Below are 26,935 nucleotides of genomic sequence, written 5' to 3' on the forward strand. Positions count from 1 at the left end.
CAAGCTCCGCTTAAATTAGCTGGGTTGATCGATCAAGGGCATGGCAAGCACCTTGTCGATGCGCAGACCATCCATGTCGACAATTTCCAGTTGCCACTGCTCCAGAGTCACCAGATCTCCGGTCTGAGGAACACGGCCAAGGAGCAGCATGATAAGCCCTCCGAGGGTGTGATAGTGATGTTTTTCTTCTTCCGGTAGCCGAACCAGTCCCAGGCAGTCCTTCAACTCCGGCAGGGGAATGAGGCCGTCGAGCAGCCAGCTGCCGTCGGTGCGCTGGAAGGCCCAGTTGTCATCGCTGTTATCCTGCTGGAAGTCACCCGCCAGCGTCTCCAGCAGATCCTGCTGGGTGACCAGTCCCTGCAGCTCGCCGTATTCGTCCACTACCAGCACCATGTGCTCGGAGTGGGCGCGGAAGTGATTGAGCAGCTCCAGGCCATTGAGGGTCTCCGGCAACAGGCTGCCATCCTGGGTCAGGGCCGCCAGATCGATGGGCTCCCCCTTGATGTAGGCGTGCAGCACCTTGTTGACGTTGAGTATGCCCACCAGATCCGAGAGGCTGCCATCGCAAACCGGGAAGAAGCTGTGGCGATACTCCACCAGCCGTTGCAGGTTCACCTCCAGCGGCAGGGCGAGATCCAGATAGCGGATGTCGCTGCGTGGTACCATCAGCGAGGAGAGGCTGCGCTCGTCGAGCCGGAACACATTCCGTAACATAGTGTGTTCGTGGTCTTCGATGATCCCGGCTTCGGAGCCCTCCACCAGCATGGCGTGGATCTCCTCCTGAGTCACGTTGGCCCCGCCATCCTGCCTGACGCGCAGAATGCGCAGGCTGGCCTTGGTGGAGGCTGACAACAACCAGACGAAGGGGCGGGTGATGGCCGCCAGCCACAGCATGGGGCGGGCCACCAGACAGGCGATGCGCTCGGCGCTGAGCTGGCCGAGGCGCTTGGGCACCAGTTCGCCGACGACGATGGAGAGGTAGGTGACCACGACTATGACCAGCACGGTGGCGAGCAGGCTGCTGCTCTTGGCGGCCATGCCCCACTCCTGCAGCCAGAGGGCCAGCGGTTGGGCCAGCAGGGATTCGCCGTAGATACCGTTGAGCAGACCGATACTGGTGATGCCGATCTGGACGGCGGAGAGGAAATGGGTCGGATCTTCGCTCAGTTTGAGGGCAATGGCGGCTGAGCGGCTGCCTTCGCTCGCCATCTTGCTGAGGCGAGCCTTGCGTGCGGTAACGATGGCGATTTCCGACATGGCAAAGACGCCATTAAGCAAAATCAATCCAAACAGGATCAATATTTCCATACTGCAACAGCACTCCGAGTAGAAAAGATCGCTGGCAGTGTAATGAATTTGGGGGCGATGCGCTTGTGAAAGCAGGTGATTTGGCTCGCTAATTTTGTACAGAGGGGCGCAGAAAGGCCGTGAGAAGGGATTTATGGCAACAAAAAGCCCCCTGCTGGAGGGGGCTTTTTCAGGCGTGAAACTGCCTTACAGGGCGGCGATTTCGGCCTGCTGGGTCTCGAGGGTCACCAGCTGGGCGCGATACTCTTCCAGCTTCTCGCGCTCCTTGGCGATGACGGCTTCCGGCGCCTTGGCCACGAAGGCTTCGTTGCCGAGCTTGCCTTCGATGCGGCCACACTCGCCGACCAGCTTGGCTACTTCTTTGGCCAGACGGGCCAGTTCGGCATCCTTGTCGATGAGACCGGCCATCGGGATCATCAGCTCGGTGGCACCGATCAGCTTCTTCACCGACAGGGGAGCCACTTCGCCGTCCGCCAGCACGCGGATGGATTCCAGACGGGCCAGCGACTTGAGGAAGGCCTCGTTGTCACCGGCGCGGCGGGCGTCCTTGGCATCGCATTTCAGCAGTACGTTCAGGCCCACGCTCGGCGCCACGTTCATCTCGGCGCGGATGTTGCGAATGCTGACGATGAACTCCTTCACCCACTCCTGATCCGCCATGGCGGATTCGTCTACCTTGGCGGCATCGAACTCAGGGAAGGCTTGCAGCATGATGGTGTCGGCGTGCACACCGGTCAGCGGCGCCACCGATTTCCAGATGGTTTCGGTGATGAAGGGGATGATGGGGTGCGCCAGACGCAGCAGGGTTTCAAGGACGCTGACGAGCGTGTGACGGGTGGCACGCTGCTCGGCTTCGGAACCCTTGCCCAGCACCGGCTTGGTCAGCTCCAGATACCAGTCGCAGAACTGGTTCCAGATAAACTCGTACAGCACGCCGGCCGCGATGTCGAAGCGGTAGGTATCGAGCGCGGTGCGGAAGTCGCGGATGGCAACTTGCAGCTGGGACTGGATCCAGCGATCCGCCAGACTGAACGCCATCTCACCACCGCCAAAGCCACAATCCTGATCTTCGGTGTTCATCAGTACGTAGCGGGAGGCGTTCCACAGCTTGTTGCAGAAGTTGTTGTAGCCATCCAGGCGCTTCATGTCCCAGTTGATGTCACGACCTGTAGAGGCCAGCGCCGCCAGGGTGAAGCGCAGGGCGTCGGTGCCGTGGGCCTCGATCCCTTCCGGGAACTGCTTGGCGGTACGCTTGCCGATCTTCTCGGCCATCTGCGGCTGCATCATGTTGCCGGTGCGCTTCTCCATCAGGTCTTCCAGCGAGATGCCGTCGATCATGTCGAGCGGATCCAGCACGTTGCCCTTGGACTTGGACATCTTCTGGCCTTCTTCGTCACGGATGAGACCCGTGATGTAGACGGTCTTGAACGGGACTTGCGGCTGGCCGTTTTCGTCCTTGATGAAGTGCATGGTCATCATGATCATCCGGGCGATCCAGAAGAAGATGATGTCGAAGCCGCTCATCAGCACGTCGGTCGGGTGGAAGGTCTTGAGCGCCTCTGTGTTGTTCGGCCAGCCCAGGGTGGAGAAGGTCCACAGGGCGGAGCTGAACCAGGTGTCGAGCACGTCTTCGTCCTGACGCAGCACGGTCACGGACGGTATGCTGTGCTTGGCACGCACTTCCGCCTCGTCACGACCCACGTAGACATTGCCGGCATCGTCATACCAGGCCGGGATGCGGTGACCCCACCACAGCTGACGGGAGACGCACCAGTCCTGAATGTCGCGCATCCAGGAGAAGTACATGTTCTCGTACTGCTTGGGCACGAACTGGATGCGGCCATCTTCCACTGCCTCGATGGCGGTCTTGGCCATGGGCGCCACGCGCACGTACCACTGGTCGGTCAGCATGGGCTCGATGGGCACGCCACCGCGATCGCCGTAGGGCTGCTGCAGCACGTGATCCTTGATTTCGGCCAAGAGGCCCAGCTCGTCCAGCTTGGCCACGATGGCCTTGCGGGCGGCGAAGCGCTCCATACCGGCGAACTCGCTCGGCAGGGCGGCGTCGTAGGCTGTGCTGGGGTTGCCGTTGGTGTCGACCACTTCGGCCTCGGCGCGCACGTGGGCGTCCAGGGTGAAGATGTTGATCATCGGCAGGTTGTGGCGCTTGCCCACTTCGTTATCGTTGAAGTCGTGGGCCGGGGTAATCTTCACGCAACCGGTGCCCTTCTCCATGTCGGCGTGCTCGTCGGCGACTATGGGGATCAGACGGTTCACCAGCGGCAGCATGATATGCTGGCCGATCAGCGCCTTGTAACGGGGATCTTCCGGGTTCACTGCCACGGCGGTATCGCCCAGCATGGTTTCCGGACGAGTGGTGGCGACGATCAGGTGATCCTGACCTTCAGCGGTCTTGGCTCCGTTGGCCAGCGGGTAGCGAAGGTGCCACATGTGGCCCTTGATCTCGCGGTTTTCCACTTCCAGATCGGAGATGGCGGTGTTGAGCTTGGGATCCCAGTTCACCAGACGCTTGCCGCGGTACATCAGGCCATCTTCGTAGAGACGGACGAACACTTCCTGCACGGCGCTCGAGAGACCCTCATCCATGGTGAAGCGCTCGCGCTCCCAGTCCACCGAGTCGCCCAGACGACGCATCTGACGGGTGATGGTGCCGCCGGACTCTTCCTTCCACTGCCAGATCTTGTCGATGAAGGCATCACGGCCGTAGTCGTGACGGGTCTTGCCCTCTTCGGCGGCGATCTTGCGCTCCACCACCATCTGGGTGGCGATACCGGCGTGGTCTGTGCCCGCCTGCCACAGGGTGTTCTTGCCCTGCATGCGGTTGTAGCGGATCAGGGTATCCATCAGGGTTTGCTGGAAGGCGTGACCCATGTGCAGGCTGCCGGTGACGTTCGGCGGCGGGATCATGATGCAGAAGGAGTCTTTGCTGGTGTCGCCGTGGGGCTTGAAGTAACCCTGGGCTTCCCAGTGCTGATAGAGCGCCTGTTCGATGGCGTTGTGATTAAAAGTCTTTTCCATGGTCTCGCCGTATTCTGGATGGATGGAGTCTGGTGTTGATTCGTCGTGGATCGAGGGTGGTGCAGTCAGGGCTGCGCCGGATCCGGTGCGGCAAGGACGGGCTGATCCCTCATCTCGAGGGCATGGCCTGCCTGGCGATAGTGCTTGTAGCGCTCGCGGGCTTGCTGCTTTTGCGTTTCGTCAGTGGGGACAAAATCTACCACTTGAGCGAAGTGTCCTGCAAACAAAGGTGTCTGTCTGGCCAGATTGATGAGGCGGGCATAGCGCCGCTTCGGCGGCTGATGGCCTATCTCCACCGGCGCCTGACCGCTCTCGCCCTGCAGCTGGTGCGGCACGAAACGCTCAGGTGGCAATTGCCACAACAGCTCGTCCAGGCGCATGGCCTGGGCCTCGTCATCGCACAGCAGGTAGAGATGGCCCGCACTCCAGCCATCGGCTACGAGCTGGCAGGCGAGCCGCTCGACGGCGGTGGCCTGCGCGTCATCCGGCTCGCTCATCAGGTAAAAGGTCACTTGGCTCATCAGGTTGATCCCGTTTGCGGTGACGGACTATTGACCGCCAGTGAGGGTTGGCAGGGGTGTTTTCCTGCCAGCACTCAATGAAACAAGGAAGAGGCGGGCCTCTTCCTTGTGGTACTGGGCAACTCCCGCGCTTCCGATGCATTCACCGGAAGGGGCAGGGGAGTTACTCCTTCTCTTCGATATCCACGCCGGCCCGGTTGAGCAGGAACTGGGTCAGCAGGGGCACCGGACGACCGGTGGAGCCTTTATCCTTGCCACTCTTCCAGGCGGTCCCGGCGATATCCAGGTGGGCCCAGTTGTACTTCTTGGTGAAGCGCGACAGGAAGGCGGCAGCGGTAATGGTGCCGGCCGGACGACCGCCTATGTTGGCCATATCGGCAAACGGGCTCTCCAGCTGTTCCTGATACTCATCGAACAGCGGCAGGCGCCAGGCGCGATCGCCGGCCTGTTCGGAGGCGTTGAGCAGCTCGTGGGCCAGCGGATTGTGGTTGGCCAGCAGACCCGTGGTGTGGTGGCCCAGCGCTATGATGCAGGCACCGGTCAGGGTCGCCACGTCGATGACGGTCTCGGGATCGTAACGATCCACGTAGGTGAGGGCATCGCACAGCACCAGGCGGCCTTCTGCATCCGTGTTCAGCACTTCTATGGTCTGGCCGGACATGGAGGTGAGGATGTCACCCGGGCGATAGGCGTTGCCACCCGGCATGTTCTCGCAACCGGCCAGCACGCCTATGACGTTGATGGGCAGCTGCAACTGGGCCAGGGCGTGCATGGTGCCGAGCACGGAGGCGGCGCCACCCATGTCGTACTTCATCTCGTCCATGCCTTCGGCCGGCTTGATGGAGATGCCGCCGGAATCGAAGGTCAGACCCTTGCCGACCAGCACTATGGGCTTGGCATCGGCGTTGCCCTTGTATTCGATGATGGCCATCATGGCTTCATTCTCGGAGCCGCGGGCCACCGCCAGATAGGAGTTCATGCCGAGCTCGGCCATCTCCTGCTCACCGATCACCTTGGTGGTGATGTTGTCGAAGGCATCGGCCAGACGACGAGCCTGGGAGGCCAGATAGGCCGGGTTGCAGACGTTGGGCGGCATGTTGGCCACGTCGCGACAGACCCGCACCCCTTTCGCCACGGCCAGACCGTGGGAGATGGCTTTCTCACCAATGGTCAGTTCCCGACGCGTCGGCACGTTGAACACCAGCTTGCGCAGCGGACGGCGCGGCTCTGCCTTGTTGGTCTTGAACTGATCGAAGCTGTAGAGGCCTGCCTTGGTGGTTTCCACCGCCTGGCGCACCTTCCAATAGGTATCCCGACCCTTGACGTGCAGTTCGGTCAGGAAGCAGACCGCTTCCATGGAACCCGTCTCGTTGAGGGTGGTGATGGTCTTGTTGATGATCTGCTTGTACTGGCGTTCGTCGAGTTCCCGCTCCTTGCCGCAACCGACCAGCAGTACGCGCTCGCTGAGCACGCCCGGTACTTGATGCAGCAACAGCATCTGGCCTGGTTTCCCTTCCAGGTCGCCACGGCGCAGCAGCGAACTGATATAGCCATCGCTGATCTTGTCCAGTTGTTCGGCAACCGGAGAGAGGCGACGCGGCTCGAATACGCCGACCACGACGCAGGCACTGCGTTGCTTCTCAGGACTGCCACTCTTTACACTGAACTCCATGGAATCTCCTACATCCTAAAGACAAAAGGCACCTTTTATTGAATAATGCGGTGCTTGTTGGGGTATCAGAGGCGGAGCGAACAGCCATAGGCTCCGCAGTTCAAACTGGTAAAAATCCAATATACGGCCCTATTTTTCAGGCATTCGACTAAAAACACAAGTTTACTTGGGAATGACTGTGATCGTTTTCCGATATTTGTTCAGGGAAACCCTGAAAACCCAGCTGGCAGTGTTGTTCGTGCTGCTGCTTATCTTTGTCAGCCAACAATTTATCCAGATCATCGGTGATGCCGCCGATGGCGAGGTGCCAACGCGCCTGGTCTCCACCCTGTTGCTGCTCAACCTGCCCAATATGGCCTTGTTGATGCTGCCTATCAGCCTGTTTTTAGCCATTTTGTTTGCTCACGGTCGCCTGTATGCCGAAAGTGAGATGACTGTGATGCATGCGGTGGGCTTCAGCCACCGCTTCGTGATGCGCAGCGCCATGGTGCTGGCCTTGCTGACCGCGGCCGTCGCCGCCTTCAATACCGGCTGGATCGCCCCGCAGGCCAAGGAGCGCGAGTATCAGGTGATCGACGAGTTCAAGGCCGATCCGGGTATCTCCTTCCTGCAGGCCGGCCGTTTCATGGAGCTCGACAAGGGGCGCCTCGTTGCCTACATCCAGGAGCTGAATGACAAGGGCTCCCGGCTGCAGAAGATCTTCGTGCTGCAGCGTTCCCAGGAGGGCAAGCCGCCTTCCGTGGTAGTGGCGACCGAAGGGGTGGTGACGGTCGATGAGAACGGCCTGCAGTGGCTGACTCTGAAGGATGGCTCCCGTTACGAGGGTCACTTCAGCAGTAAGCAGTTCCAGATCTCCGAATTTGACGAGTACAGCCTGGTGATCCGCCAGCAGGAGATGGAGCGCTCCAGCCGCAAGGCGGCCGCCAAGCCGACTCTGGAGCTGCTGGGAACGCAGGACAACGGCATGATGGCCGAGTTGCAGTGGCGCCTGTCGTTGCCGCTCTCCATCCTGGTGCTCACCTTCCTGGTGGTGCCGCTGGCCAGGGTCAACCCCCGCCAGGGACGTTACGCCAAGCTGCTGCCGGCCATCTTGCTCTATCTTTCCTACTTCCTGTTGCTCAGCGCGGCGCGCTCGGCCATCGACAGCGGACGCCTGCCCCACTGGCCTGGGATGTTCTTGGTGCCGCTGGCCTATCTGCTGTTGATCGGTCTGCCGCTCAACCTGCAGGGCACCAGCTGGTGGAACGGGATCAAGACCCTCTATTTCAAGAGAAAATCGGCATGATGTTGCCATCTGGGAGTCTCTACTGATGTTTGGCATTCTCGATAGACATGGCGACCGGATCATTTTGATGTCGCTTCCTCTCTATACGTCTGTATTTGAGGAAAAAATCAGCATGATGCTGCAACCGGGGAGTTTCTGCTGATGTTTGGCATTCTCGATAGATATATCGGCCGGGTTATTTTCATGTCGGTCCTGTTGTGCGAACTGACCCTGGTCGGGCTGGCTGCGCTCATCAAGTATGTTGAGCAGCTCAGATCCGTGGGGGAAGGCAACTACGACATGATCAATGCGCTCTATTACGTCCTGCTCTCCATGCCCAAGGAGGCGGTTCAGTTCTTCCCGCTGGCTGCCCTGCTGGGCGGGCTCATAGGGCTGGGCCAGCTGGCGACCAGCTCGGAGCTGGTGGTGATGCAGGCGGCGGGTCGCTCCAAGATCAGCATCGTCATGGCGGCACTCAAGACGGCCATCCCCTTGATGATACTGGTGGGCCTGATGGGTGAGTATGTGGCGCCCATCGCCAAGCGGATGGCGGATGACGTCAAGGCGGGGGCCCTGTCGGAAGGGCGGCTGACGGTCTCGGCTTACGGAGTCTGGGCGCGCGATGGCAACAACTTCGTCAATATCAACGGGGTGCGCAACGATGGCGCCCTGACCGGCATCACCCTCTATCGCTTCACCCCGGAGCGCAAGTTGATCGATATCCTGCAGGCGCAGGAGGGGGTGTTTGAACAGCACCACTGGCTGCTCAAGCAGATCCTGGTCACCCGCTTCGACGATCCCAAGCAGATCCAGAGCGAGACGCAGGCCCAGATGGAGTGGACCTCTGAGCTCACCCCCAAGCAGCTGGGAGTGGTGAGTATCGATCCTGAAAACCTGCCGGTGGCCGGGCTGCTCGACTACATCGGCTATCTGGATGCCAACAAGCAGGATGCCGGGCGGTACAAGCTGGAGATGTGGCGCAAGCTGCTGTCGCCGCTGTCGGTGGTGGCCATGATACTGCTGGCCTCCTCCTTCATCTTCGGCCCGCTGCGTTCGGTGAGCATGGGCGCGCGGATGCTGATGGGGATCATGACCGGCTTTGCCGTCTACGTGAGCGATCGGGTGTTCGGCCCCATCAGCCTGGTGTACGCTGTGCCGCCTATCCTTGCCGCCATCGCCCCCAGCCTGCTGTTTGGCGGTATCTCCTTCTATATCCTCAGTCGCAAGCAGTAATACGCTGTGCGGTAATGCAAAAAGGGCACCTGTTGGTGCCCTTTTTCGTTGCTGCATTGACCTGCAATTACTTGTTCAGCATCTCCAGATTTTCCTGTTTGCCGAGCACCACGACTTCACATTCGGACCAGATGTCCTGAAAGGCGCGCGGTGCCTTGCGGTTGAACAGGCACATCAGGTTGCCGAGGCCGAAGGCCGCCGTCGCCAGCCGGATCAGGGCCTGAGTGATGCGGATGTTGCTGCCATCCGCATTCTGGATGCGCAGGCGCCAGGCGCGCATGCCTATGGTCTGACCGGCACGGGTCCAGAACCAGGTGTAAAAACCACAGATGACGAAGGCGAGCCAGGCACTGTAAATCGGGCTGGTCAGCAGCCAGGAGGCATCTTTGCCTTCGGGAAGAGTGGCGGCGCCGGTTGCCAGCAGCAAGTGTGCCACCCCCATACCGATGAAGCCGGCGATGATCAGCAAGGAGATGACTACCAGATAGTCATAGAGCAGGGCGCCGAGTCGGCGCAACAGGCCCGCCGAAGGGTAGTGGGGGGCGGTGGGAGAGGTGGATGTGGGTTGGACTGGTTTACGCTTGGCCATCGTTCTTATTCCATTAATATGATGCGGGCATTCTATGTAACTGACCCCGCATCGGCAAGGCGTTGAATAAATGAGCAAACGAGTGTGCGCACGCGAAAAACACCTTGCATGGCATCGCGCCATTCGTATAATCCCTCGCAGTTGCCCGGGTGGCGAAATCGGTAGACGCAGCGGATTCAAAATCCGCCGATGAATAATCGTGTCGGTTCGAGTCCGACCCCGGGCACCATCAGATTCAGTGACAAAAGGCCATCAGCAATGATGGCCTTTTGTTTTTCTGCCTCCTTTCCGCTTGGTGTTCCCTTCTTTATCCCTTTATCCCTTTATCCCTTTATCCCTTTGTCCATGAGCACTCTCATCGTTCGTATGCTGGGTGGCTTGTTTCTGCCGCATTCGGCTGTGTGTCCGTCACCGCTCTGCAATCTGTTCCGGCTTATGATCTGCTCTATTTCGGTGCGTGCTGGTTGCGCTGCACAGCAGAAGTGCGCGCTTGCTCAGGTTGGCGCAGCTTGTGATCCAATCTGGTGCATTGGTCAACCTACTTGATATTAAGGTGTTGATTATAATCAACTTAGTGAGTTGGCCTGCTTTATGCTTTAAAGCAATCATGTCGCCATGACGCTGCCCGATGAAGGAAGCATGACCAGGGCAGTGGCAAGTGTGTGCTGAGTGTGAGTTTGTGTGGATTGTCGGATTCGATGTTCATATCAGGAAATGGACCCGGACAGGTGCCGGGACGACAGGGAAGGAGATGGCTGTATGCTCAAGAGACTCGTGATGACTGGCCTGTTGGCGCTTGCCGCCTTGCTGGCCGCCCCCAGTTGGGCTGAAGAGGTGGTGGCCGCATCGGCCGAGGTCGTGCAGGCCGCGGCGCCAGTCGCAGCCGCTGTGACCATCAACAAGGGGGACAACAGCTGGATGTTGCTGTCGGCGGCACTGGTGATCCTGATGTCCATTCCGGGACTGGCCCTGTTCTATGGCGGCCTGGTGCGCAGCAAGAACATGCTGAGCGTGTTGATGCAGGTGTTCACCCTGTTCTCGCTCATCTGCGTGTTGTGGATCCTCTACGGTTATTCGCTGGCCTTCACCGAGGGCAACAGTGTCTACGGCTCCTTCAGCAAGGCGCTGCTCAAGGGGGTCACGCCTGACTCCATTGCGGCGACCTTCAGCAAGGGCGTCGGCATCAGCGAGTTCATCTACGTGGTGTTCCAGGGGGCCTTTGCGGCCATCACCTGCGGCCTGATAGTGGGTGCCTTCGCCGAGCGCATCAAGTTCGCCGCCGTGCTGCTGTTCTCGGTGATCTGGTTCACCTTCGCCTACATACCGCTGGCCCACATGGTGTGGTACTGGGCAGGCCCGGATGCCTATACCACGGCCGAGGCGGCGGCGACCGCGACGGCGACGGCCGGTTATCTGTTCCAGCATGGTGCACTGGATTTTGCGGGCGGCACAGTGGTGCATATCAACGCCGCCGTGGCGGGTCTGGTGGGGGCCTATCTGGTAGGCAAGCGTCTGGGTTACGGACGTGATCCCATGACACCGCACAGTCTCACCATGACAATGATAGGGGCCTCCCTGCTCTGGTTCGGCTGGTTCGGTTTCAATGCCGGCTCCGCGCTGGAAGCCAACGGCATAGCCGCACTGGCCTTCATCAACACCTGGGTGGCACCGGCGGCGGCGGCGCTCTCCTGGACTTTGGCCGAGTGGGTGATGAAGGGGCGTCCCTCCCTGCTGGGTGCGGCCTCCGGCGCCGTCTCCGGTCTGGTGGTGATCACCCCGGCGGCCGGTTTCGTCGGAGTTGGCGGTGGCCTGGTGATGGGTCTCATCAGTGGCGTGGCCGGTTTGTGGGGGGTTCACGGCCTCAAGCGCCTGCTGGGAGCCGATGACAGCCTGGATGTGTTTGGCGTGCACGGTGTGTGCGGCATTCTCGGTGCCCTGCTGACCGGCGTCTTTGCCAGCCCGGAGCTGGGCGGCACCGGGGTGTGGGACTATGTCACCAACCAGGTTGCGGAAGGCTACTCCATCCTGGCCCAGGTCAAGATCCAGGCCATCGGGGTCGGGGTCACCATCCTCTGGTCCGGGGCCGTCTCGGTCGTAGCCTACAAGCTGGTGGATCTGCTGATCGGCCTGCGAGTGAAGGAAGATGCGGAGCGGGAAGGGCTGGATGTCACCACCCACGGTGAGAAAGCCTATAGCCTGTAACCGCGCTGGGTCACTTGCTGACAGGATCGCCGCCGGTTATGCTGGCGGCTTTTTTATGTCTGCAAAAGTGAAGTGCGTCTTGCCCCAGCTTTTATGCCTGCAATTTGACAGGATCTCCGCTAAACTCTGCCACCCTTGAATGGGCTTGCCCCATTTTCCCCATCATTTTCTACGCCTTTGGAGCCGCTCATGCCGTTAGTGGGACATCAACACCAGATCGAGATCCTGGAACTGACCGACAAAGGGGATGGCAAGGGACGCCTGTTCGATCGCCCCCTGTTTGTCGAGGGTCTGCTGCCCGGTGAGCAGGCGCTGGTTGAGCTGACCGAGGTCAAGCCGAACTATCTGCATGGCAAGCTGACCGAGCTGCTCCAGCCGTCTGCCGATCGGGTCGCCGATTTCTGCCCCAACACAGAGTGCGGTGGCTGCCAGGTGCGCCCGCTGGCCTACCCGGCCCAGCTCAAGCTCAAGCAGGCACTGGTGCAGAGCGCACTGGAACAGGTCGGGCTGGGTGACACCACAGTCAACCCCATCCTCGGCATGGAGAGCCCGTTCGCCTATCGCAACAAGGCGCAATATGCGGTGCGTGGTTGTGAGGCCGGCGCCGAGATTGGTTTTTATCGCAAGCACTCCCACGATCTCATCACAGCGGACGATTGCGCCGTGCAGGACTCGCTGCATGTGGAGCTCAACGCCCGGGTACGTGGCTGGATGCGCGAGCATGACATCGCCGCCTATGACGAAGTGAATCACACCGGCTGCGTGCGCAACCTGATGACCCGAAAGGGCTTCAAGAGCGGCGAGCTGATGGTGGTGCTGGTGACCCTGGGTGAAACACTGCCGTTCGAAGCCGAGCTGCTGGCGAGCTTGAGCGATCTGCCCATCACCACCCTGGTGCAGAACATCAACGATGAGCGCACCAACCGCATTCTTGGTGCGAGCAACCGGGTGCTGCTGGGTGAAGGGGTGATCCGCGACAAGATCCATGAACTCGAGTTCGAGATCTCGCCGCTCTCCTTCTTCCAGAACAACCCGACCCAGACCGATGTGCTCTACTCCAGCGCCCTTGAATATGCCGAGCTGACCGGCAACGAGACTGTGTTCGACATCTATTGCGGTATCGGTACCATCTCCCTGTTCCTGGCTGGCAAGGCCGCCAAGGTGGTGGGGATAGAATCGGTGGAGAGCGCCATCAGCGACGCCCGTCGCAACGCGGCCCTCAACGGCATAGAGCACACCGAATTCCACGTGGGCAAGGCCGAGCAGCTGATGCCCGAGCTGCACGCCCAGGGCGTGACCGCCGACGTGGTGGTGCTGGATCCGCCCCGCAAGGGTTGTGACAAGGCGGTATTGCAGACCCTGGTCGCCATGGCGCCGCGCCGTCTGGTCTATGTCTCCTGCAACCCGCAGACCCTGGCCCGCGATCTCGCCTGGCTGGTCAAGCAGGGCTTCGTGCTGGATGAAGTGCAGCCGGTGGACATGTTCCCGCATTCCATGCATGTGGAAGCGGTCGCCCGCCTGAGCCTGCCTGCCAAGGGCTGACAGGCACTCGAGCCACAGCGATTGAATTAGCCAGATGGCTCTGTTAAAAACGACTCCAAATGGAGTCGTTTTTTATGTCTGTCATTCAGGTGCCGAGCCATGGTATCGGACTTGGATTTGGGCAGAGGGGCGGGAAATAGAAGGGGTGACAGTATGAGGTGCAGACCATGAAAGGTATCTTGCTACGCTGGTTGGCTCGCTACGATGGCTGGTGTCAGGAGTGGGGACTCACCCCGGAGAACCGGCGCTGCTGCGCGCCGGTACGTTATGACGAAGATGAGCAGGAGGAGCCGGCGTCGGAGGGCGACGCCTCGTCACTCAATCAAAATTGCGCGTCACGGCCCCGGTAACGCTGTTGTAGTCAAAGCTCAATCCATCCGGGTAAGCCGGGAAGCGGGCGATGGAGTCGCGCAGGGTATAGCGGCAGTTCCTGTGAGGCTCGCCATCTTCATCTATATGGTTGCCGGGTTGCTCGCTGGACAGATAGTCGGCTTTGACCTGGATCTCGGGATCCTGATCGACCGAGGCGACAATATCGCTGCTGTCCAGCAGCCCCTGAAACAGCAGGCGGCAGTCTGACTGGTTGCTGACCGAGATGTAGTCTCCCTGACCCGGAACGTAAGGCTCATTGATCCCCTTGCGGCCCTGATCCTCGTCCGTACCGGCGGGCCAGCCATAACGGTTGATGTCGAGGTTGCGTTGACCCATGCTGCCCAGATTGTAGAGTGCCTGGCCCTGCGCCTTGACCGCCCAGCCTGCATGGGCAAGCTGCACCGCGCTGGCGAAGCTGCCGGCGGTGGCGGCAACCGTGCTCTTGAGGGCATCATCCTTGATATTGATAAAGCGGGGCATTGCCGTTACGGCCAGGACCCCAAGCACTATGATGACCATCACCAGTTCTATCAGGGTAAAGCCATGGTTCGAGCGTTTCATTATTGAGTAGACCCATCAAGTACGACAAACAGGTGAAAGCGACATGCAACTGATCGACACCCATTGCCATCTCGATTTTCCCGTCTTCGATCCAGACCGGGCGGCGTTGCTGGCCGAGTGCCGGCAGTTGGGGGTGGGCGAGTATATCATCCCCGCCGTGGGAGAGGAAAACTGGGCTCGCGTGATGGCGCTGGCGGAGCAGTACCCGGGGATCACCTACGGGCTGGGCATTCACCCCTGGTATGTGGGCACCCAGACCCAGGGTGCACTGACGCGATTGCAGGCGTTGTTGGCTGCCCGGCCCCCTGGTCTGGTGGCGGTCGGGGAGTGCGGGCTGGATCTGCGCAGCCAGGTGCCGCAGGAGGGGCAGCTGGCCTGGTTCGAGGCGCAGATCAGGCTGGCCATGGAGCATGAGCTGCCACTGATAGTCCATTCGGTGCGGGCCAACGACACGGTTGCCAAAATTTTGCGCCGCTTCAAGCCGGCCTCTGGCGGCGTGATCCACGCCTTCAGCGGCTCTCTGCATCAGGCCGAGGTGTTCTGGCAGCTTGGATTCAGACTGGGGATCGGCGGCGTCATCAGCTACGAGCGGGCCAACAAGACCCGGGAGGCGATCCGCGACATGCCGCTGGAGGCTCTGCTGCTGGAAACCGATGCGCCCGACATGCCGTTGCAGGGTCAGCAGGGCATTCCGAATACCCCCGCCAACTTGCCGAAGATTGCGCAACTCTTGGCCGAATTGCGGCAACAGCCCTTGAGTCATGTTGTCGCGGTGTTACATGAATCCACTTTTCACACTTTCCCGCTCGGACACTCTGAAATTAACACCTGATTAACTCTTGATAGCATCATGATAAAAAACGGGGCGAGTAAAAATCGTTTGCGGTCTAATTTGACGACCTCTAGCGCATTTCATGCTTATAAAATGTGACCAGCATTCTACTTTGTCGCACCGTAATTAGTATAATGCGCACCCTTGATTGATGGCTTTGAGATACAAGTTGTTAACAAGCTGGAAGGTGCTACTAAAGAGGAAGTGTTAATAATGAATTTGATTATGGGTCTGGTAGGGATGGCAACACTCATCCTTATCGCGGTGCTGTTCTCCAGTAATCGCAAAGCAATAAAAATTCGCACCGTAGCCGGTGCCTTTGCAATTCAAGCTGGACTGGGTGCATTCGTGCTGTACGTCCCGGTTGGCCGAGATATTCTGGTGGGTGTATCCGATGCCGTTTCCAGCGTCATCGGTTATGGTCAAAACGGTATCGAATTCCTGTTCGGTGGTCTGGTCAGCAACAAGATGTTTGAAGTGTTCGGCGGCGGCGGCTTTATCTTTGCCTTCCGCGTGCTGCCCGTCATCATCTTCTTCTCCTCCCTGATCGCGGTTCTCTATTATCTGGGCATCATGCAGTGGGTAATCAAGCTGCTGGGTGGTGGCCTGCAAAAAGTACTGGGCACGTCCCGTACCGAATCCCTCTCTGCCACGGCCAACATCTTCGTCGGTCAGACCGAAGCCCCGCTGGTGGTGCGTCCCTTCATCTCCAAGATGACTGACTCCGAGCTGTTCGCCGTCATGTGTGGTGGTCTGGCTTCCGTCGCCGGTTCCGTTCTGGCCGGTTATGCCTCCATGGGCGTCAAGATGGAATACCTGATCGCCGCCTCCTTCATGGCTGCCCCGGGTGGTCTGCTGTTCGCCAAGTTGCTGGTACCGGAAACCGAGACCCCCAATTATGACGAAAACAATGCCGATGGCGATCTGGAAGACAAGCCTGCCAACGTGATCGATGCCGCCGCCGCCGGTGCCTCCGCCGGTCTGCAACTGGCCCTGAACGTGGGTGCCATGCTGCTGGCCTTCATCGGCCTGATCGCCATGATCAACGGCATCTTCGCCGGTGTGGGTGGCTGGTTCGGTTATCCGCAGCTCTCCCTGGAACTGCTGCTGGGCTGGTTGTTCTCCCCGCTGGCCTTCCTGATCGGTGTACCCTGGAGCGAGGCCGTGGTGGCCGGTTCCTTCATCGGCCAGAAGCTGGTGGTGAACGAGTTCGTGGCTTACCTGAACTTTGCCCCTTATCTGAAGGATGAAGTGCTGATCAACGGAGTGGCCATGTCCGAGCACACCAAGGCCATCATCTCCTTCGCCCTGTGCGGCTTTGCCAACCTGTCCTCCGTTGCCATCCTGCTGGGTGGTCTGGGCTCCATGGCACCAAACCGTCGCGGCACCATTGCCAAATTTGGTTTGAAGGCCGTACTGGCCGGCTCTCTGTCCAACCTGATGTCTGCCACCATCGCAGGCTTCTTCCTGGCACTGACAGCCATGTAATATTTGCCTGATACTCAGGTAAAGACGAACGCCACAGCGAAAAGCTGTGGCGTTCGCGTTTGGAGCGGTGACAACCGTTTTCCTTTCTAAACTAATAATAAAATGAGTCAAATCGGAGGTTATATGAATGAAGTGCTACTGGCGATGGCGGCCGGCTTTATCGTTGGCTTGTTGTTTTCTTTCCTCAAATTGCCGATCCCGGCCCCACCCGTACTGTCCGGGGTAATGGGGATAGTCGGGGTCTATCTGGGGGGGCTGGCGTACTCCTGGATACTCACACGCTTCTTCTCTTAACGCACTTTTCAGTACCGGATTTGCCAGATGTGAGGTACCTCTGAAATTGGCAAATCCGGCTTGCAAACACGGGGTATCTCGGCTGAAATAGGCATTGCCAGCAGGGTGCTGGCATTGACTAATGCCCGATCAAATCGGGTGTTGGCGGTCAAATGGAATTGATTGGGAAGTCGGGTCAGCAGTTGTCGGCCTTTCTCAAGTCTTCATGGAACCAAGTCCGCACTTTTGTAAGAAAGTGACAGGGCTCTTGCCTTATTTACAGCCGTATTGCCTGTGCATGCGCGCTGTAATTCCATTCCCGTATCCTTGGGAGTCGTGTCTTGCTGGTTGCGTTGCGACAAGCAGGCGCTCGCCCCTGGAAGCAGGATTAAATCGAGACTTTGGAGAACAGAATGACTGATCTGAAACTGGCCGCCCAACGCGCCCTGAACCTGATGGACCTGACCACTCTGAACGATGATGACACCGATCAGAAGGTCATCGACCTGTGCCGCAAGGCCAAGTCTCCGGCCGGTCTGACCGCTGCCGTCTGCATCTATCCCCGCTTCATCCCCATAGCGCGCAAGACACTGCGTGAGATCGGCGCCGCCGACGTGCGCATCGCCACCGTGACCAACTTCCCCCATGGCAACGACGACATCGAGATCGCCGTGGCCGAGACCCGTGCCGCCGTGGCTTACGGTGCCGATGAAGTGGACGTGGTGTTCCCGTACCGCGCCTTCATGGCTGGCAATGAACAGGTTGGCTTCGATCTGGTCAAAGCTTGTAAGGAAGCCTGCGGCACGCAAGCGCTGCTGAAAGTGATCATCGAGACAGGTGAACTGAAAGAAGAGGCGCTGATCCGTCGTGCCTCCGAGATCTCCATCGACGCCGGTGCCGACTTCATCAAGACCTCCACCGGCAAGGTGCCGGTCAATGCGACCCCGGAAGCGGCCCGCATCATGATGGAAGTGATCAAGGCCAAGAACCCGAAAGTCGGCTTCAAGCCGGCCGGTGGCGTGAAAGATGCCGCCGTGGCCGGTCAATACCTGGCCATGGCAGAAGATATCCTGGGCAAGGACTGGGTATCCGCCCGCACCTTCCGCTTTGGTGCATCCAGCCTGTTGGCCAGCCTGCTGGCCACGCTGGGGCATGGCGACAAGCCTGCCAACACCAGCGGTTACTAAGTTGATGAGAGGGCGAGCGTGGCTCGCCCTGTTATGCCCCCGCCAGACGGCGCGCGGGCAGGGATAACGGCTTATGTGACGCCAGCAATGGTGGAGGGAATGAAAGATGTTTTTGCCTCAAGAAATTATTCGAAAGAAGCGCAACGGTGAAGCGCTCAGTACCCAAGAGATTCAATTCTTCGTTCAGGGCATTACCAACAACACCATAGGCGAGGGCCAGATTGCGGCACTGGCGATGGCTGTCTACTTCAAAGACATGACCATGGATGAGCGGGTTGCCCTGACCTGCGCCATGCGCGACTCCGGCATGGTATTGAACTGGGATCACCTCAATCTGGGTGGCCCCATCGTCGACAAGCACTCCACCGGTGGCGTGGGTGACGTAGTCTCCCTGATGCTGGGCCCCATGGTCGCCGCCTGCGGTGGCTTCGTGCCCATGATCTCCGGTCGTGGCCTGGGTCACACCGGCGGCACCCTGGACAAGCTGGATGCCATCCCCGGCTACCAGACCTCGGTCGACAACGATCTTTTCCTGAAAGTGGTGAAAGAGGCGGGTGTCGCCATTATCGGCCAGACCGGTGATCTCGCCCCGGCCGACAAGCGCATCTATGCGGTGCGCGACATCACGGCCACCGTCGAATCCATCGCCATGATCACCGGCTCCATCCTCTCCAAGAAACTCGCCTCCGGGCTGGAAGCCCTGGTGATGGATGTGAAAGTCGGTTCGGGTGCCTTTATGCCGACGTTTGAAGCATCTGAGGAGCTGGCCAAGAGCATAGTCGCCGTGGCCAACGGTGCCGGTTGTCGCACCTCGGCCCTGCTGACCGACATGAACCAGGTGCTGGCCTCCAGCGCTGGCAACGGGGTGGAAGTGCGCGAAGCCGTGCGCTACCTGATAGGTGAGTACCGCAACCCGCGCATCCACGAAGTCACCATGAGCCTGTGCGCCGAGATGCTGATCTCCGCCCATCTGGCCAGCGACGATGCCGATGCCCGCCGCAAGCTGCAGGCCGTGCTCGACAACGGCAAGGCGGCCGAGATCTTCGGTCGCATGGTGACCGGCCTCGGCGGTCCGTCCGACTTCATGGAACGTTATGATAGTCACCTGCCCAAGGCTGCTATTGTGCGTCCTGTGTATGCGGCCAATGCCGGCTTCGTGACGGCCATGGATACCCGGGAGCTGGGTCTGGCCGTGGTCGCCAGGGGGGGGGGGCGTCGCGCCGCCGGTGACAAACTCGATTACGCCGTCGGTCTGACCGACTTTATCCGCCTGGGCCAGAGCGTCGATGCTGACAAGCCGATTGCCCTGATCCACGCTCAAACCGAAGAGCAATTTGCTCAGGCTGCCAGCATGGTGCAGGCGGCTGTCAAGATCGGTGACACTCAACCCCAGGCCCTGCCTGAGGTCTACCGTCGCATCGGTCTGGCTGATTTGTAACAAGGGGAAGTCCCATGAAACGTACCTTTATTCTGATGATGGACTCTTTCGGTATTGGCGCCGCCGCCGATGCCGACAAGTTCGGAGATGTGGGCGCCAACACCCTTGGCCATATCGCCAAGGCCTGTGCCGCCGGTGAGATTGAAGGCCGTGGCGCCCTCAATCTGCCAAACCTGAACAAACTGGGTCTGGGCCATGCCGGTGAGCTGGCTTCCGGTTACTTCCCGGCAGGCTTGAAGAAGGATATCGAGGTGGTCGGTGCCTACGGTTTCGCCCAGGAGCTCTCCTCCGGCAAGGACACCCCGTCCGGCCACTGGGAGATCGCAGGCGTGCCCGTGCTGTTCGAGTGGGGTTACTTCACCGATCACCACAACAGCTTCCCGCAAGAGCTGCTGGACGCCATCGTCGAGAAGGCCGGTCTGTCTGGTTACCTCGGCAACTGCCACGCCTCCGGCACCCAGGTGCTGGATGATCTGGGCGAAGAGCACATGCGTACCGGCAAGCCGATCCTCTACACCTCTGCCGACTCCGTGTTCCAGATCGCCTGTCACGAAGAGACCTACGGCCTCGAGAAGCTCTATGAGCTGTGCCACATAGTGCGCGAGCTGCTGGAGCCCTACAACATAGGCCGGGTTATCGCGCGTCCGTTCGTGGGCAGCGGCAAGGGCAACTTCAAGCGTACCGGCAACCGTCACGACTACTCTGTGCTGCCGCCGGCGCCGACCGTGCTGGACTACATGAAGGACGCGGGTGGCCAGGTGGTCTCCATCGGCAAGATCGCCGACATCTATGCCAACCAGGGCATCACCAAGCAGGTGAAGGGCACGGGTCTGACCGAGCTGTGGGATCGCACTCTGGAAGAGGTGAAAGCAGCCGGTGACAACACCATCGTCTTCACCAACTTCGTGGACTTCGACTCCTCCTACGGTCACCGTCGTGACGTGAAAGGCTACGCCGATGCACTGGAGTATTTCGACTCCCGTCTGCCGGAGCTGTTCGAGATACTGCAAGATGGCGACGTAGTGGTGCTGACCGCCGACCACGGCTGCGATCCGACCTGGAACGGTACCGATCACACCCGTGAATACATCCCTGTGCTCTTCTTCGGCAAACCGGTCAAGGCCGGTTCCGTCGGTCGTCGCGAGACCTTTGCCGACATAGGCCAGAGCATAGCGGCGTACCACGGTCTGCCCAAGCTGCAATACGGTACCAGCTTCCTGTAAGGCCGATTTCGGGTGGCGCCCTGCGGTCGATTCTGCAGGGCCTGCCCAGGTTGCAGTGCGGCACTCGCCTCCTGTAATTTACCCGCCCGTCACCTCGGTGGCGGGCAACCAATAAAGACAATAAAACTCAACCTAGTGTGAAGGAATCAAGAGAATGGCAACTCCTCATATCAATGCGAAAGATGGCGCCTTTGCTGATACAGTGCTGATGCCGGGCGACCCCCTGCGCGCCAAGTACATCGCCGAAACCTTCCTGGAGAACGTCGAGCAGGTGTGCGACGTGCGCAGCATGCTCGGCTTCACCGGTACCTACAAGGGCCGTCGCATCTCCGTCATGGGTCACGGCATGGGCATCCCGTCCTGCTCCATCTATGCCAAAGAGCTGATCACTGACTACGGTGTGAAGACCCTGATCCGCGTGGGCTCCTGTGGCGCCGTGCGTGAAGACGTGAAACTGCGCGACGTGGTGATCGGCATGGGTGCCTGCACCGATTCCAAGGTCAACCGTCTGCGCTTCAAGGATCACGACTTCGCCGCCATCGCCGACTTCGGCCTGGTTGCCAATGCCGTGCAAGCCGCCAAGAACAAGGGCGTTGCCGTGCGCGTCGGCAACATCTTCTCCGCCGACCTGTTCTACACCCCGGACCCTTCCATGTTCGACGTCATGGAAAAGTACGGCATCTTGGGTGTCGAGATGGAAGCCGCCGGTATCTACGGCGTGGCCGCAGAGTACGGTGCCAAGGCACTGACCATCTGCACCGTCTCCGACCATATCCGTACCGGTGAGCAGACCACCTCCGAAGAGCGTCAGCTGACCTTCAACGACATGATCGAAATCGCACTGGATTCAGTGCTGCTGGGCGACTGATCCGCAGCCTAGACTCCATGCAAAACGGCGACCCCAGGGTCGCCGTTTTTTTATGGTTCGTGGCCGCAGCGCCGGGCCTTGAAGCCTATGGGATCAGACGCTCGGTGCACCCGATGAGGGTGGGCTCTTCTTCTTGTGCTTGCGCACCCGCATGTAGTTGCGGCGCACACCGTAGGAGATGAGCAGGCCGGCCAGCAGCGCCACCAGCAGCATCAGCCGCTGTTTCTCCTGTATCACCTTGAGCCGGGTGTCCTTGTCCGCCAGCAGTTGCTGCTCTTCCAGTGTGATGCGCAGGTAGCCAATGGTTTGCTCCCCATCCAGGATCTCCTGCACAAACTGGATGCGGCCCTTGCCCTGCTCCGGCAGCGATTTGTTGTTGTCGCCGATGGGCAGCAGGCTGTCCAGCGGCACGGCGGCGTCCGATTGGGCGAGGGGGATGCCACGGGCATCATAGAGGGTGGCATCGAGGATCTCGGGCTCGGCGGCCAGATCCTGGGCCAGCCGTTCCAGCTCGCTGTTCTTGTCCTCCTTGATCCAGCGCTTCATGTCGCGGGCTGCATAGGCGACCAGCGCCTGGGCACGGTTGCGTGCCTCGCTGTGCAGAGAGGCCTGGCTCTCGCCCTGCATATGGATGAGCACACCGAGCACCCAGAGGCCGAGCAAGATACCGGCACCCAGACTGAGAACACGTTTGATGGGAAGATGACGCAAGCGTTGAACCTCCTGACGACGAGCGGTGGCGGGATCTTGGCGCTTGCCTGTACAAAAAGCAATACGCTACTCTGGGCCAGCTTTGTTAACCCCATGATCACCAAGGAAGGCTCTATCTCTATGCTGTTGTCCCAATTACCCGCTGCCTTGTCCGAGTGGCCAGAGTGCCTGCCCAGTGCCCCCTGGTGGCAATTGACGCCGCAGGCGCTGCTGCCCGTTGCCAAACCGCTGGATAGCGCCTGGCTGGTACTGTTTGGCAAGCCCCTTGCTGCCCGCCATCTGGCGCGCCTGGCCGAGTCGCTGGCCGCGCAGGATATGCAGGCCCAGCTCTATCCGCCGAGCAGCCCGGCCGGGGTGCCCTTGCTGTTGTTGGGAACGGACAGGTTCTCCCCCGAGCTGGTGCAGTGGCTCAAGGCCGAGGAGTGGGACATCGACATCTGTCATCTGCCCGCGCTGCCGACCCTGAGCGAGCCCGGCTTGCTGGTGATGGACATGGACTCCACCGCCATCCAGATCGAGTGCATCGACGAGATCGCCCGTCTGGCGGGAGTGGGCGAGCAGGTGGCCGCCGTGACGGCCGCGGCCATGCAGGGCAAGCTGGAGTTTTCCGACAGCCTGCGCAATCGGGTCGCCCTGCTGGCGGGGGCACCTGTCACCATTCTCGACGAGGTGGCGGCCCAGATGCCCTGGATGCCGGGCCTGCAATTGATGGTCGATACCCTCAAGCAGGCGGGCTGGAAGGTGGCGATCGCCTCGGGGGGCTTCACCCGTTTCGCCGGCGAACTGCAGCAGGCGCTGGGGCTGGATGCCATCTTCGCCAACGAGCTGGCGGTCGAGGGGGGGCGGCTGACCGGCAAGGTGAGAGGACGCATCGTCGATGCCGCCGTCAAGGCCGAGGTGCTGCAACAGCTGGCGAGTGACTTTGGTATCGCCGCTGGCCAGACAGTGGCCATCGGCGATGGTGCCAATGATCTCAAGATGATGGCGGTGGCCGCTCTTGGCATCGCCATCCACGCCAAGCCGCTGGTGCGGGCCCAGGCGGCCGCCACCCTCAACCATCATGATCTGGAAGGGGTGATCTGCCTGCTCGGCGCCCTTGCCTGTCGCGATCGTCGGTGGGATCGTCACGGATCCTGAGTTACCCACCCCACGTCATGGAGGACCTTGCATAGCAATGGAACTGTTACAGCAATCCCTGTTTATTCCCTGTGGTGAGCACCAGCTGCATGTGCGCCACATCCAGCCACGGGTCGCCGTGCATGCAGAGCCGATCCTGATGGTGCACGGCGCCATCGAGAATGGCCGCATCTTCTATACCGAATCGGGCAAGGGACTTGCCTGTTTCCTGGCGCGCCATGGCTATCAAGTCTATGTGGCCGACCTGCGCGGCCGGGGTCTGAGCACCCCGGCCATCGCAGTGCAAGCCGAGCATGGCCAGCATGAGCTGATCACCGAGGATCTGCCGGCCTTGCACCGCTGGATTGCGGCGCGCCATGCCGGCTTCAAGCTGCACTGGATGGCTCACTCCTGGGGCGGTGTCATCATGGCCTCGACCTTGGTGCGTTTTCCGGAATTGGCCGGGCAGATCGCCAGCCTGGTGTTCTTTGGTACCAAGCGTGGCGTCTCGGTGCAGAACCCGGAGCGCTGGTTGAAGGTGGATCTCATCTGGAATCGGCTGGCGCCCTGGCTGGCACGGCGCAGCGGTTTTCTGGCGGCCCGCAGCCTGAAGATGGGGGCGGATGACGAGCCGCTGCGCTACTTGCAGGAGACGATTCCCTGGGTCAAGTGCGGCCCCTGGCAAGATCCGTACGACGGCTTTGCCTATGACGAAGCGGCGGCCAGGGTCAACTGGCCGCCGCTCTGGATGATTTCAGCCAAGGCTGACAAGGTATTGGGGCACCCGACCGACGTGCGCCGCTTCAGCGCCGAGATGGGGTCTGCCACGCGCCACACCCGGCTTGGCAAGGATAACGGCAACCGGCTCGATTACGATCACATCAACATGCTGACGGCGCCACAGGCACAGGAGGATCACTTCCCGCAGATCCTCGCGTGGCTGCTCGACCCGCAGGCGGCGTGATGGAGACAAGGCTGGCGGGCGCTGGCCGTTATCCTGATGTGCTGATATAGGGATAAAAATAATGGCGGGCCCGTGGCCCGCCATTATTTTCTTGCTGGTTTGCCAGGCCGATATCCGCGCTTGAGCAGGCTTGCTGGCATGCGGCGCCGCTCAATTGATGGGCGGGGTGATGCCGAGCCGGAACAGGGTGGCCTGACTGGTATCAGTCAGCTCGCCTACTCCCACCACGCTCCACAGCTCCTCTTCCAGCTTCTTGGCCTTGTGGATGGCGAACTTGGCGATGTAATCCAGTTCGTTGGCGATGAAGTTGGTATCGGGTCGGCCGGTGCGAGAGATGCCGACCAGTATCGAATAGAACTCCCCCTGACGCAGTGCCAGCTCGATGAAGCTGCGCTTTTCCGCCATGTCCTGAAAACTGCTGGCCAGCCGGCTGGAGAAGACGGGCAGGCCGGCCGGCGTGTGCAGACTGGCGATGTAGACCTCCTCTTCCTGCGGCTTGTCTTCCCGTTCGATGGCGCGCAGCGGGTTCATAATCAGCTGCTTGAGCAGATCCCCCTGGAACAGGGGATAGAGGTTGTCCTGATCCCCCTGCTCGGCACAGGCCCGCAACAGGCGTGACAGGCTGCGATCCTGCGGGGCATGACCGACCGAGGCTGGCTTGGGCGCGCCCTTCAGCTTGTTGATGTAGACGGGAGTGCTGAAGATATGGTGGGTGTAGATGTTGCGCAGCGCCCTGGCCATGCCGCGATAACGACGCTGCTCCTGCGCCGCCTTGAGCTTGTTCTGGTTGCTCTCGATCAGCAGGCTGAAGAACTGGCGGCCGGTGTGGCGCTCAGGATCCCCCTCGATACACAGATGCAGCACTGTCCGGGTCAGGTTGATGCTGACCAGCCGGTAGGGGAGGCGTTGCAGATCCATGCTCTTGGAGAGCTCCTGCAGGCGGGGCAGGGCCAGGGTGACTATGTCATCCTTCTCCCCCTCGAACGCCTCTTCCAGCTCTATTTGCATGCCGTGGGCCGAGATGTCGCGGGTCCAGCCAAGCCAGGCCCGCCCGTTGTGCTTGATGGCGACGGCCGTCTTGTGGATGTAGCGCGCCTCTTTGCGCAGCTGCACATAATGCAGCGTTTCTATCTCGAAGGGCGCGGCCCCGAGATCATGGCCGAAGCGCTGCAGCTCGTTGGCGTTGTGCTGCACGCTGGCGTCGTAGTGAAACTCTTCCCGTTGGCTGTCGAGGCCGATATCTTGCAGTAGGCCGACGTAGTTTATCTGCCTGAGCCGCTCCTGCAGCAGCATGTCCTGCAACTGGGGGCTGTCCTGGCTCTGCTGGCTGGCGAGATCGGCCTCGTACAGATCGCAGCGCTCCAGGCTGAACTTGTACACGCGCCAGCTGGGGCGGCGGGCACCGACCTGGAAGAAGAGGGACATAAGGCCGCTCTGTTGCAACTCCTCCCGGGTGGCGGAGAAAAAGTAGAGGTGGCTGCGCACCGAATGGGTGAAGCAGTAGATCAGGGTCTCCCGCAGGGAGCCCGGGGCCGGCAGCAGGGATTGCATGCGGGCCGCCGAGAACAGGCTGGCGAGCATGTCGCGGTTCTTGGCATCGCGCCAGTATTCGAGGATGTGCTGATTGTTCTCGGTACGCAGGGCTATCTCCAGGCTGGGGCTGTCTCCCGAGCCGAAAAACAGCGGCATGCCGGTCATGCGTGGCAGGTAGAACTGCTCGTACCCCTTGATGATGGCGGCGGAGAGCAGGTAGTCGACGCTGACCCGATAGCGGCTCTTGTTGCTCTCGATGAAATCGCTCAGGAAGCGGTCAAAGCCGGTGTGCTCGCCGGTTTTGATCAGCCGCAGCCAGTACTTCCCCTCCTTGCTCTCTTCGCCCAGGATTTGATAGCTGACCGAGTGGTGCAATATGGGGTTGGGGTGGTCCCGCTCCAGCCCGGTGAAGAAGACTTCGACCTGGGCTCCGGTCTGATAGTTGGGCAGATAGGGCACCGAGACCCGGATCCCGCCGAGGGAAAGATCCGAGCTTTTGGCAAACAGCTTGTCGCCGTCGGCAAACTTGATGAGCACGGGAGAGCTGAAGTGCATCCGCTCCTGACGCCGGCCGTAGTAGCTGGCGAAGGGGATGGGATTAACATCGTATTGGCGAAACGGACTGGCAGGGGGCAGCAGGGGACCGTTACCCTTGCTCTGGTGGTGTTTCTGCCAATATTGCAGCGCCTCGTTGACACCCAGGGTGTAGGCATCCCGGTAGAGATAGCACTGGGACTGGAACAGGCCTATGGCCTCGGCCGGCATGAAGTGGGTGACCCCTTCAAACTCATGGACCAGGCACTCCTCGCCCAGCTCGTCGCGCATGTCGATGACCCGCCGGCAGGGGGTGCATTTGCGCTTTATCTCCATCTTGATCAGGAAACGGCTGTTGCTGTTCTCGTCCTGCGTCAGGCGATTGAAGATGTCATCAAAATCTTTTTCTCTGAGCAGAGGAATGAGCTGTTCAATCAGGTGCTGTTGTTGTTCTGAATCCATGTG

At 60.3% G+C, this 26,935-nt stretch carries 21 protein-coding genes and 1 tRNA gene; 14 read left to right on the top strand and 8 right to left on the bottom strand.

Annotated features, from left to right (window positions below; genetic code table 11):
- Positions 1-15: 15 nt before the first annotated feature.
- From ACM3N8_RS14715 to pepA, 4 genes are all read right to left on the bottom strand, one after another.
- Positions 16-1,308 carry a hemolysin family protein gene (locus ACM3N8_RS14715; protein ID WP_043139868.1) on the bottom strand — a complete coding sequence of 431 codons (1,293 nt, stop codon included), beginning with the start codon at positions 1,306-1,308 and terminating at the stop codon, positions 16-18.
- Between the two features lie 186 nt (positions 1,309-1,494).
- On the bottom strand, positions 1,495-4,347 hold the full coding sequence (locus ACM3N8_RS14720) for a valine--tRNA ligase (protein WP_416016252.1): 2,853 nt from the start codon (positions 4,345-4,347) through the stop codon (positions 1,495-1,497).
- A 65-nt stretch (positions 4,348-4,412) separates the two neighbouring features.
- A complete protein-coding gene (locus tag ACM3N8_RS14725; protein WP_043139863.1) occupies positions 4,413-4,868 on the bottom strand; it encodes a DNA polymerase III subunit chi in 456 nt (151 codons plus the stop codon).
- A 163-nt stretch (positions 4,869-5,031) separates the two neighbouring features.
- The gene (gene pepA / locus ACM3N8_RS14730; RefSeq protein ID WP_042866538.1) at positions 5,032-6,540 is read right to left on the bottom strand and encodes a leucyl aminopeptidase; all 1,509 of its coding nucleotides are present in this window, start codon (positions 6,538-6,540) and stop codon (positions 5,032-5,034) included.
- A gap of 172 nt (positions 6,541-6,712) precedes the next feature.
- On the opposite strand from pepA, the gene lptF reads away from it, so the two are divergent.
- Together lptF and lptG are read left to right on the top strand one after the other, a co-directional pair.
- Positions 6,713-7,825, top strand: coding sequence for an LPS export ABC transporter permease LptF (gene lptF / locus ACM3N8_RS14735; RefSeq protein ID WP_043139858.1), 1,113 nt, complete (start codon positions 6,713-6,715; stop codon positions 7,823-7,825).
- A gap of 141 nt (positions 7,826-7,966) precedes the next feature.
- Complete coding sequence (lptG, locus tag ACM3N8_RS14740; protein WP_103473041.1) at positions 7,967-9,037, top strand: LPS export ABC transporter permease LptG; 1,071 nt, start codon at positions 7,967-7,969, stop codon at positions 9,035-9,037.
- Positions 9,038-9,104: 67 nt separating this feature from the next.
- On the opposite strand, the gene ACM3N8_RS14745 is transcribed toward lptG, so the two are convergent.
- Complete coding sequence (locus tag ACM3N8_RS14745) at positions 9,105-9,626, bottom strand: RDD family protein (RefSeq protein ID WP_416016253.1); 522 nt, start codon at positions 9,624-9,626, stop codon at positions 9,105-9,107.
- Positions 9,627-9,769: 143 nt separating this feature from the next.
- Here ACM3N8_RS14745 and ACM3N8_RS14750 point away from each other — a divergent pair.
- The 3 genes from ACM3N8_RS14750 (at position 9,770) to rlmD (ending at position 13,370) form a co-directional block, all read left to right on the top strand.
- Positions 9,770-9,855 (top strand) — tRNA-Leu (locus ACM3N8_RS14750).
- Between the two features lie 530 nt (positions 9,856-10,385).
- On the top strand, positions 10,386-11,828 hold the full coding sequence (amt, locus tag ACM3N8_RS14755) for an ammonium transporter (RefSeq protein WP_290018570.1): 1,443 nt from the start codon (positions 10,386-10,388) through the stop codon (positions 11,826-11,828).
- A gap of 189 nt (positions 11,829-12,017) precedes the next feature.
- Positions 12,018-13,370 (top strand): 23S rRNA (uracil(1939)-C(5))-methyltransferase RlmD, encoded by a 1,353-nt coding sequence (gene rlmD / locus ACM3N8_RS14760; RefSeq protein WP_043554495.1) that lies wholly within the window; start codon positions 12,018-12,020, stop codon positions 13,368-13,370.
- A gap of 318 nt (positions 13,371-13,688) precedes the next feature.
- On the opposite strand, the gene tppF is transcribed toward rlmD, so the two are convergent.
- A complete protein-coding gene (gene tppF, locus ACM3N8_RS14765; protein WP_241326626.1) occupies positions 13,689-14,306 on the bottom strand; it encodes a type IVa pilus pseudopilin TppF in 618 nt (205 codons plus the stop codon).
- Between the two features lie 40 nt (positions 14,307-14,346).
- Between tppF and ACM3N8_RS14770 the strand changes: the two genes are divergently transcribed.
- The 7 genes from ACM3N8_RS14770 to deoD all read left to right on the top strand — a co-directional run bounded on the left by ACM3N8_RS14770 (position 14,347) and on the right by deoD (position 21,612).
- The gene (locus ACM3N8_RS14770; protein ID WP_043139800.1) at positions 14,347-15,135 is read left to right on the top strand and encodes a TatD family hydrolase; all 789 of its coding nucleotides are present in this window, start codon (positions 14,347-14,349) and stop codon (positions 15,133-15,135) included.
- A gap of 213 nt (positions 15,136-15,348) precedes the next feature.
- A complete protein-coding gene (locus ACM3N8_RS14775; RefSeq protein WP_043139798.1) occupies positions 15,349-16,623 on the top strand; it encodes a NupC/NupG family nucleoside CNT transporter in 1,275 nt (424 codons plus the stop codon).
- A 123-nt stretch (positions 16,624-16,746) separates the two neighbouring features.
- A complete protein-coding gene (locus ACM3N8_RS14780) occupies positions 16,747-16,917 on the top strand; it encodes a XapX domain-containing protein (RefSeq protein WP_005305103.1) in 171 nt (56 codons plus the stop codon).
- 392 nt (positions 16,918-17,309) lie between these two features.
- The gene (gene deoC, locus ACM3N8_RS14785; protein WP_043139795.1) at positions 17,310-18,083 is read left to right on the top strand and encodes a deoxyribose-phosphate aldolase; all 774 of its coding nucleotides are present in this window, start codon (positions 17,310-17,312) and stop codon (positions 18,081-18,083) included.
- A 106-nt stretch (positions 18,084-18,189) separates the two neighbouring features.
- On the top strand, positions 18,190-19,521 hold the full coding sequence (gene deoA / locus ACM3N8_RS14790; protein WP_416016254.1) for a thymidine phosphorylase: 1,332 nt from the start codon (positions 18,190-18,192) through the stop codon (positions 19,519-19,521).
- A gap of 14 nt (positions 19,522-19,535) precedes the next feature.
- Entirely contained in the window at positions 19,536-20,744 is a 1,209-nt protein-coding gene (locus ACM3N8_RS14795) for a phosphopentomutase (RefSeq protein WP_241326615.1), read from the top strand.
- Between the two features lie 154 nt (positions 20,745-20,898).
- Positions 20,899-21,612 (top strand): purine-nucleoside phosphorylase, encoded by a 714-nt coding sequence (gene deoD, locus ACM3N8_RS14800; RefSeq protein ID WP_043139789.1) that lies wholly within the window; start codon positions 20,899-20,901, stop codon positions 21,610-21,612.
- A 93-nt stretch (positions 21,613-21,705) separates the two neighbouring features.
- On the opposite strand, the gene ACM3N8_RS14805 is transcribed toward deoD, so the two are convergent.
- Positions 21,706-22,323, bottom strand: coding sequence for an AhpA/YtjB family protein (locus ACM3N8_RS14805; protein WP_290065875.1), 618 nt, complete (start codon positions 22,321-22,323; stop codon positions 21,706-21,708).
- A gap of 120 nt (positions 22,324-22,443) precedes the next feature.
- Between ACM3N8_RS14805 and serB the strand changes: the two genes are divergently transcribed.
- The gene (serB, locus tag ACM3N8_RS14810) at positions 22,444-23,460 is read left to right on the top strand and encodes a phosphoserine phosphatase SerB (RefSeq protein ID WP_416016255.1); all 1,017 of its coding nucleotides are present in this window, start codon (positions 22,444-22,446) and stop codon (positions 23,458-23,460) included.
- Between the two features lie 37 nt (positions 23,461-23,497).
- Positions 23,498-24,403: an alpha/beta fold hydrolase gene (locus tag ACM3N8_RS14815; RefSeq protein WP_043554503.1), complete on the top strand. Its 906-nt coding sequence runs from the start codon at positions 23,498-23,500 to the stop codon at positions 24,401-24,403.
- 150 nt (positions 24,404-24,553) lie between these two features.
- Here the strand turns inward: ACM3N8_RS14815 and ACM3N8_RS14820 are convergent, their stop codons facing one another.
- Positions 24,554-26,932 (bottom strand): PilZ domain-containing protein, encoded by a 2,379-nt coding sequence (locus tag ACM3N8_RS14820; protein WP_416016256.1) that lies wholly within the window; start codon positions 26,930-26,932, stop codon positions 24,554-24,556.
- Between the last annotated feature and the right edge of the window lie 3 nt (positions 26,933-26,935).

Source organism: Aeromonas sp. A04 (assembly GCF_047780465.1).
Taxonomy (GTDB): Bacteria; Pseudomonadota; Gammaproteobacteria; order Enterobacterales; family Aeromonadaceae; genus Aeromonas; species Aeromonas bestiarum.

Excerpts from the sequence above, each read along its gene's own strand:
- ACM3N8_RS14715 (WP_043139868.1), bottom strand. The coding sequence starts at position 1,308 with ATGGAAATATTGATCCTGTTTGGATTGATTTTGCTTAATGGCGTCTTT.
- ACM3N8_RS14720 (WP_416016252.1), bottom strand. The coding sequence starts at position 4,347 with ATGGAAAAGACTTTTAATCACAACGCCATCGAACAGGCGCTCTATCAG.
- ACM3N8_RS14725 (WP_043139863.1), bottom strand. The coding sequence starts at position 4,868 with ATGAGCCAAGTGACCTTTTACCTGATGAGCGAGCCGGATGACGCGCAG.
- pepA (WP_042866538.1), bottom strand. The coding sequence starts at position 6,540 with ATGGAGTTCAGTGTAAAGAGTGGCAGTCCTGAGAAGCAACGCAGTGCC.
- lptF (WP_043139858.1), top strand. The coding sequence starts at position 6,713 with ATGACTGTGATCGTTTTCCGATATTTGTTCAGGGAAACCCTGAAAACC.
- lptG (WP_103473041.1), top strand. The coding sequence starts at position 7,967 with ATGTTTGGCATTCTCGATAGATATATCGGCCGGGTTATTTTCATGTCG.
- ACM3N8_RS14745 (WP_416016253.1), bottom strand. The coding sequence starts at position 9,626 with ATGGCCAAGCGTAAACCAGTCCAACCCACATCCACCTCTCCCACCGCC.
- amt (WP_290018570.1), top strand. The coding sequence starts at position 10,386 with ATGCTCAAGAGACTCGTGATGACTGGCCTGTTGGCGCTTGCCGCCTTG.
- rlmD (WP_043554495.1), top strand. The coding sequence starts at position 12,018 with ATGCCGTTAGTGGGACATCAACACCAGATCGAGATCCTGGAACTGACC.
- ACM3N8_RS14770 (WP_043139800.1), top strand. The coding sequence starts at position 14,347 with ATGCAACTGATCGACACCCATTGCCATCTCGATTTTCCCGTCTTCGAT.
- ACM3N8_RS14775 (WP_043139798.1), top strand. The coding sequence starts at position 15,349 with ATGAATTTGATTATGGGTCTGGTAGGGATGGCAACACTCATCCTTATC.
- ACM3N8_RS14780 (WP_005305103.1), top strand. The coding sequence starts at position 16,747 with ATGAATGAAGTGCTACTGGCGATGGCGGCCGGCTTTATCGTTGGCTTG.
- deoC (WP_043139795.1), top strand. The coding sequence starts at position 17,310 with ATGACTGATCTGAAACTGGCCGCCCAACGCGCCCTGAACCTGATGGAC.
- deoA (WP_416016254.1), top strand. The coding sequence starts at position 18,190 with ATGTTTTTGCCTCAAGAAATTATTCGAAAGAAGCGCAACGGTGAAGCG.
- ACM3N8_RS14795 (WP_241326615.1), top strand. The coding sequence starts at position 19,536 with ATGAAACGTACCTTTATTCTGATGATGGACTCTTTCGGTATTGGCGCC.
- deoD (WP_043139789.1), top strand. The coding sequence starts at position 20,899 with ATGGCAACTCCTCATATCAATGCGAAAGATGGCGCCTTTGCTGATACA.
- serB (WP_416016255.1), top strand. The coding sequence starts at position 22,444 with ATGCTGTTGTCCCAATTACCCGCTGCCTTGTCCGAGTGGCCAGAGTGC.
- ACM3N8_RS14815 (WP_043554503.1), top strand. The coding sequence starts at position 23,498 with ATGGAACTGTTACAGCAATCCCTGTTTATTCCCTGTGGTGAGCACCAG.
- ACM3N8_RS14820 (WP_416016256.1), bottom strand. The coding sequence starts at position 26,932 with ATGGATTCAGAACAACAACAGCACCTGATTGAACAGCTCATTCCTCTG.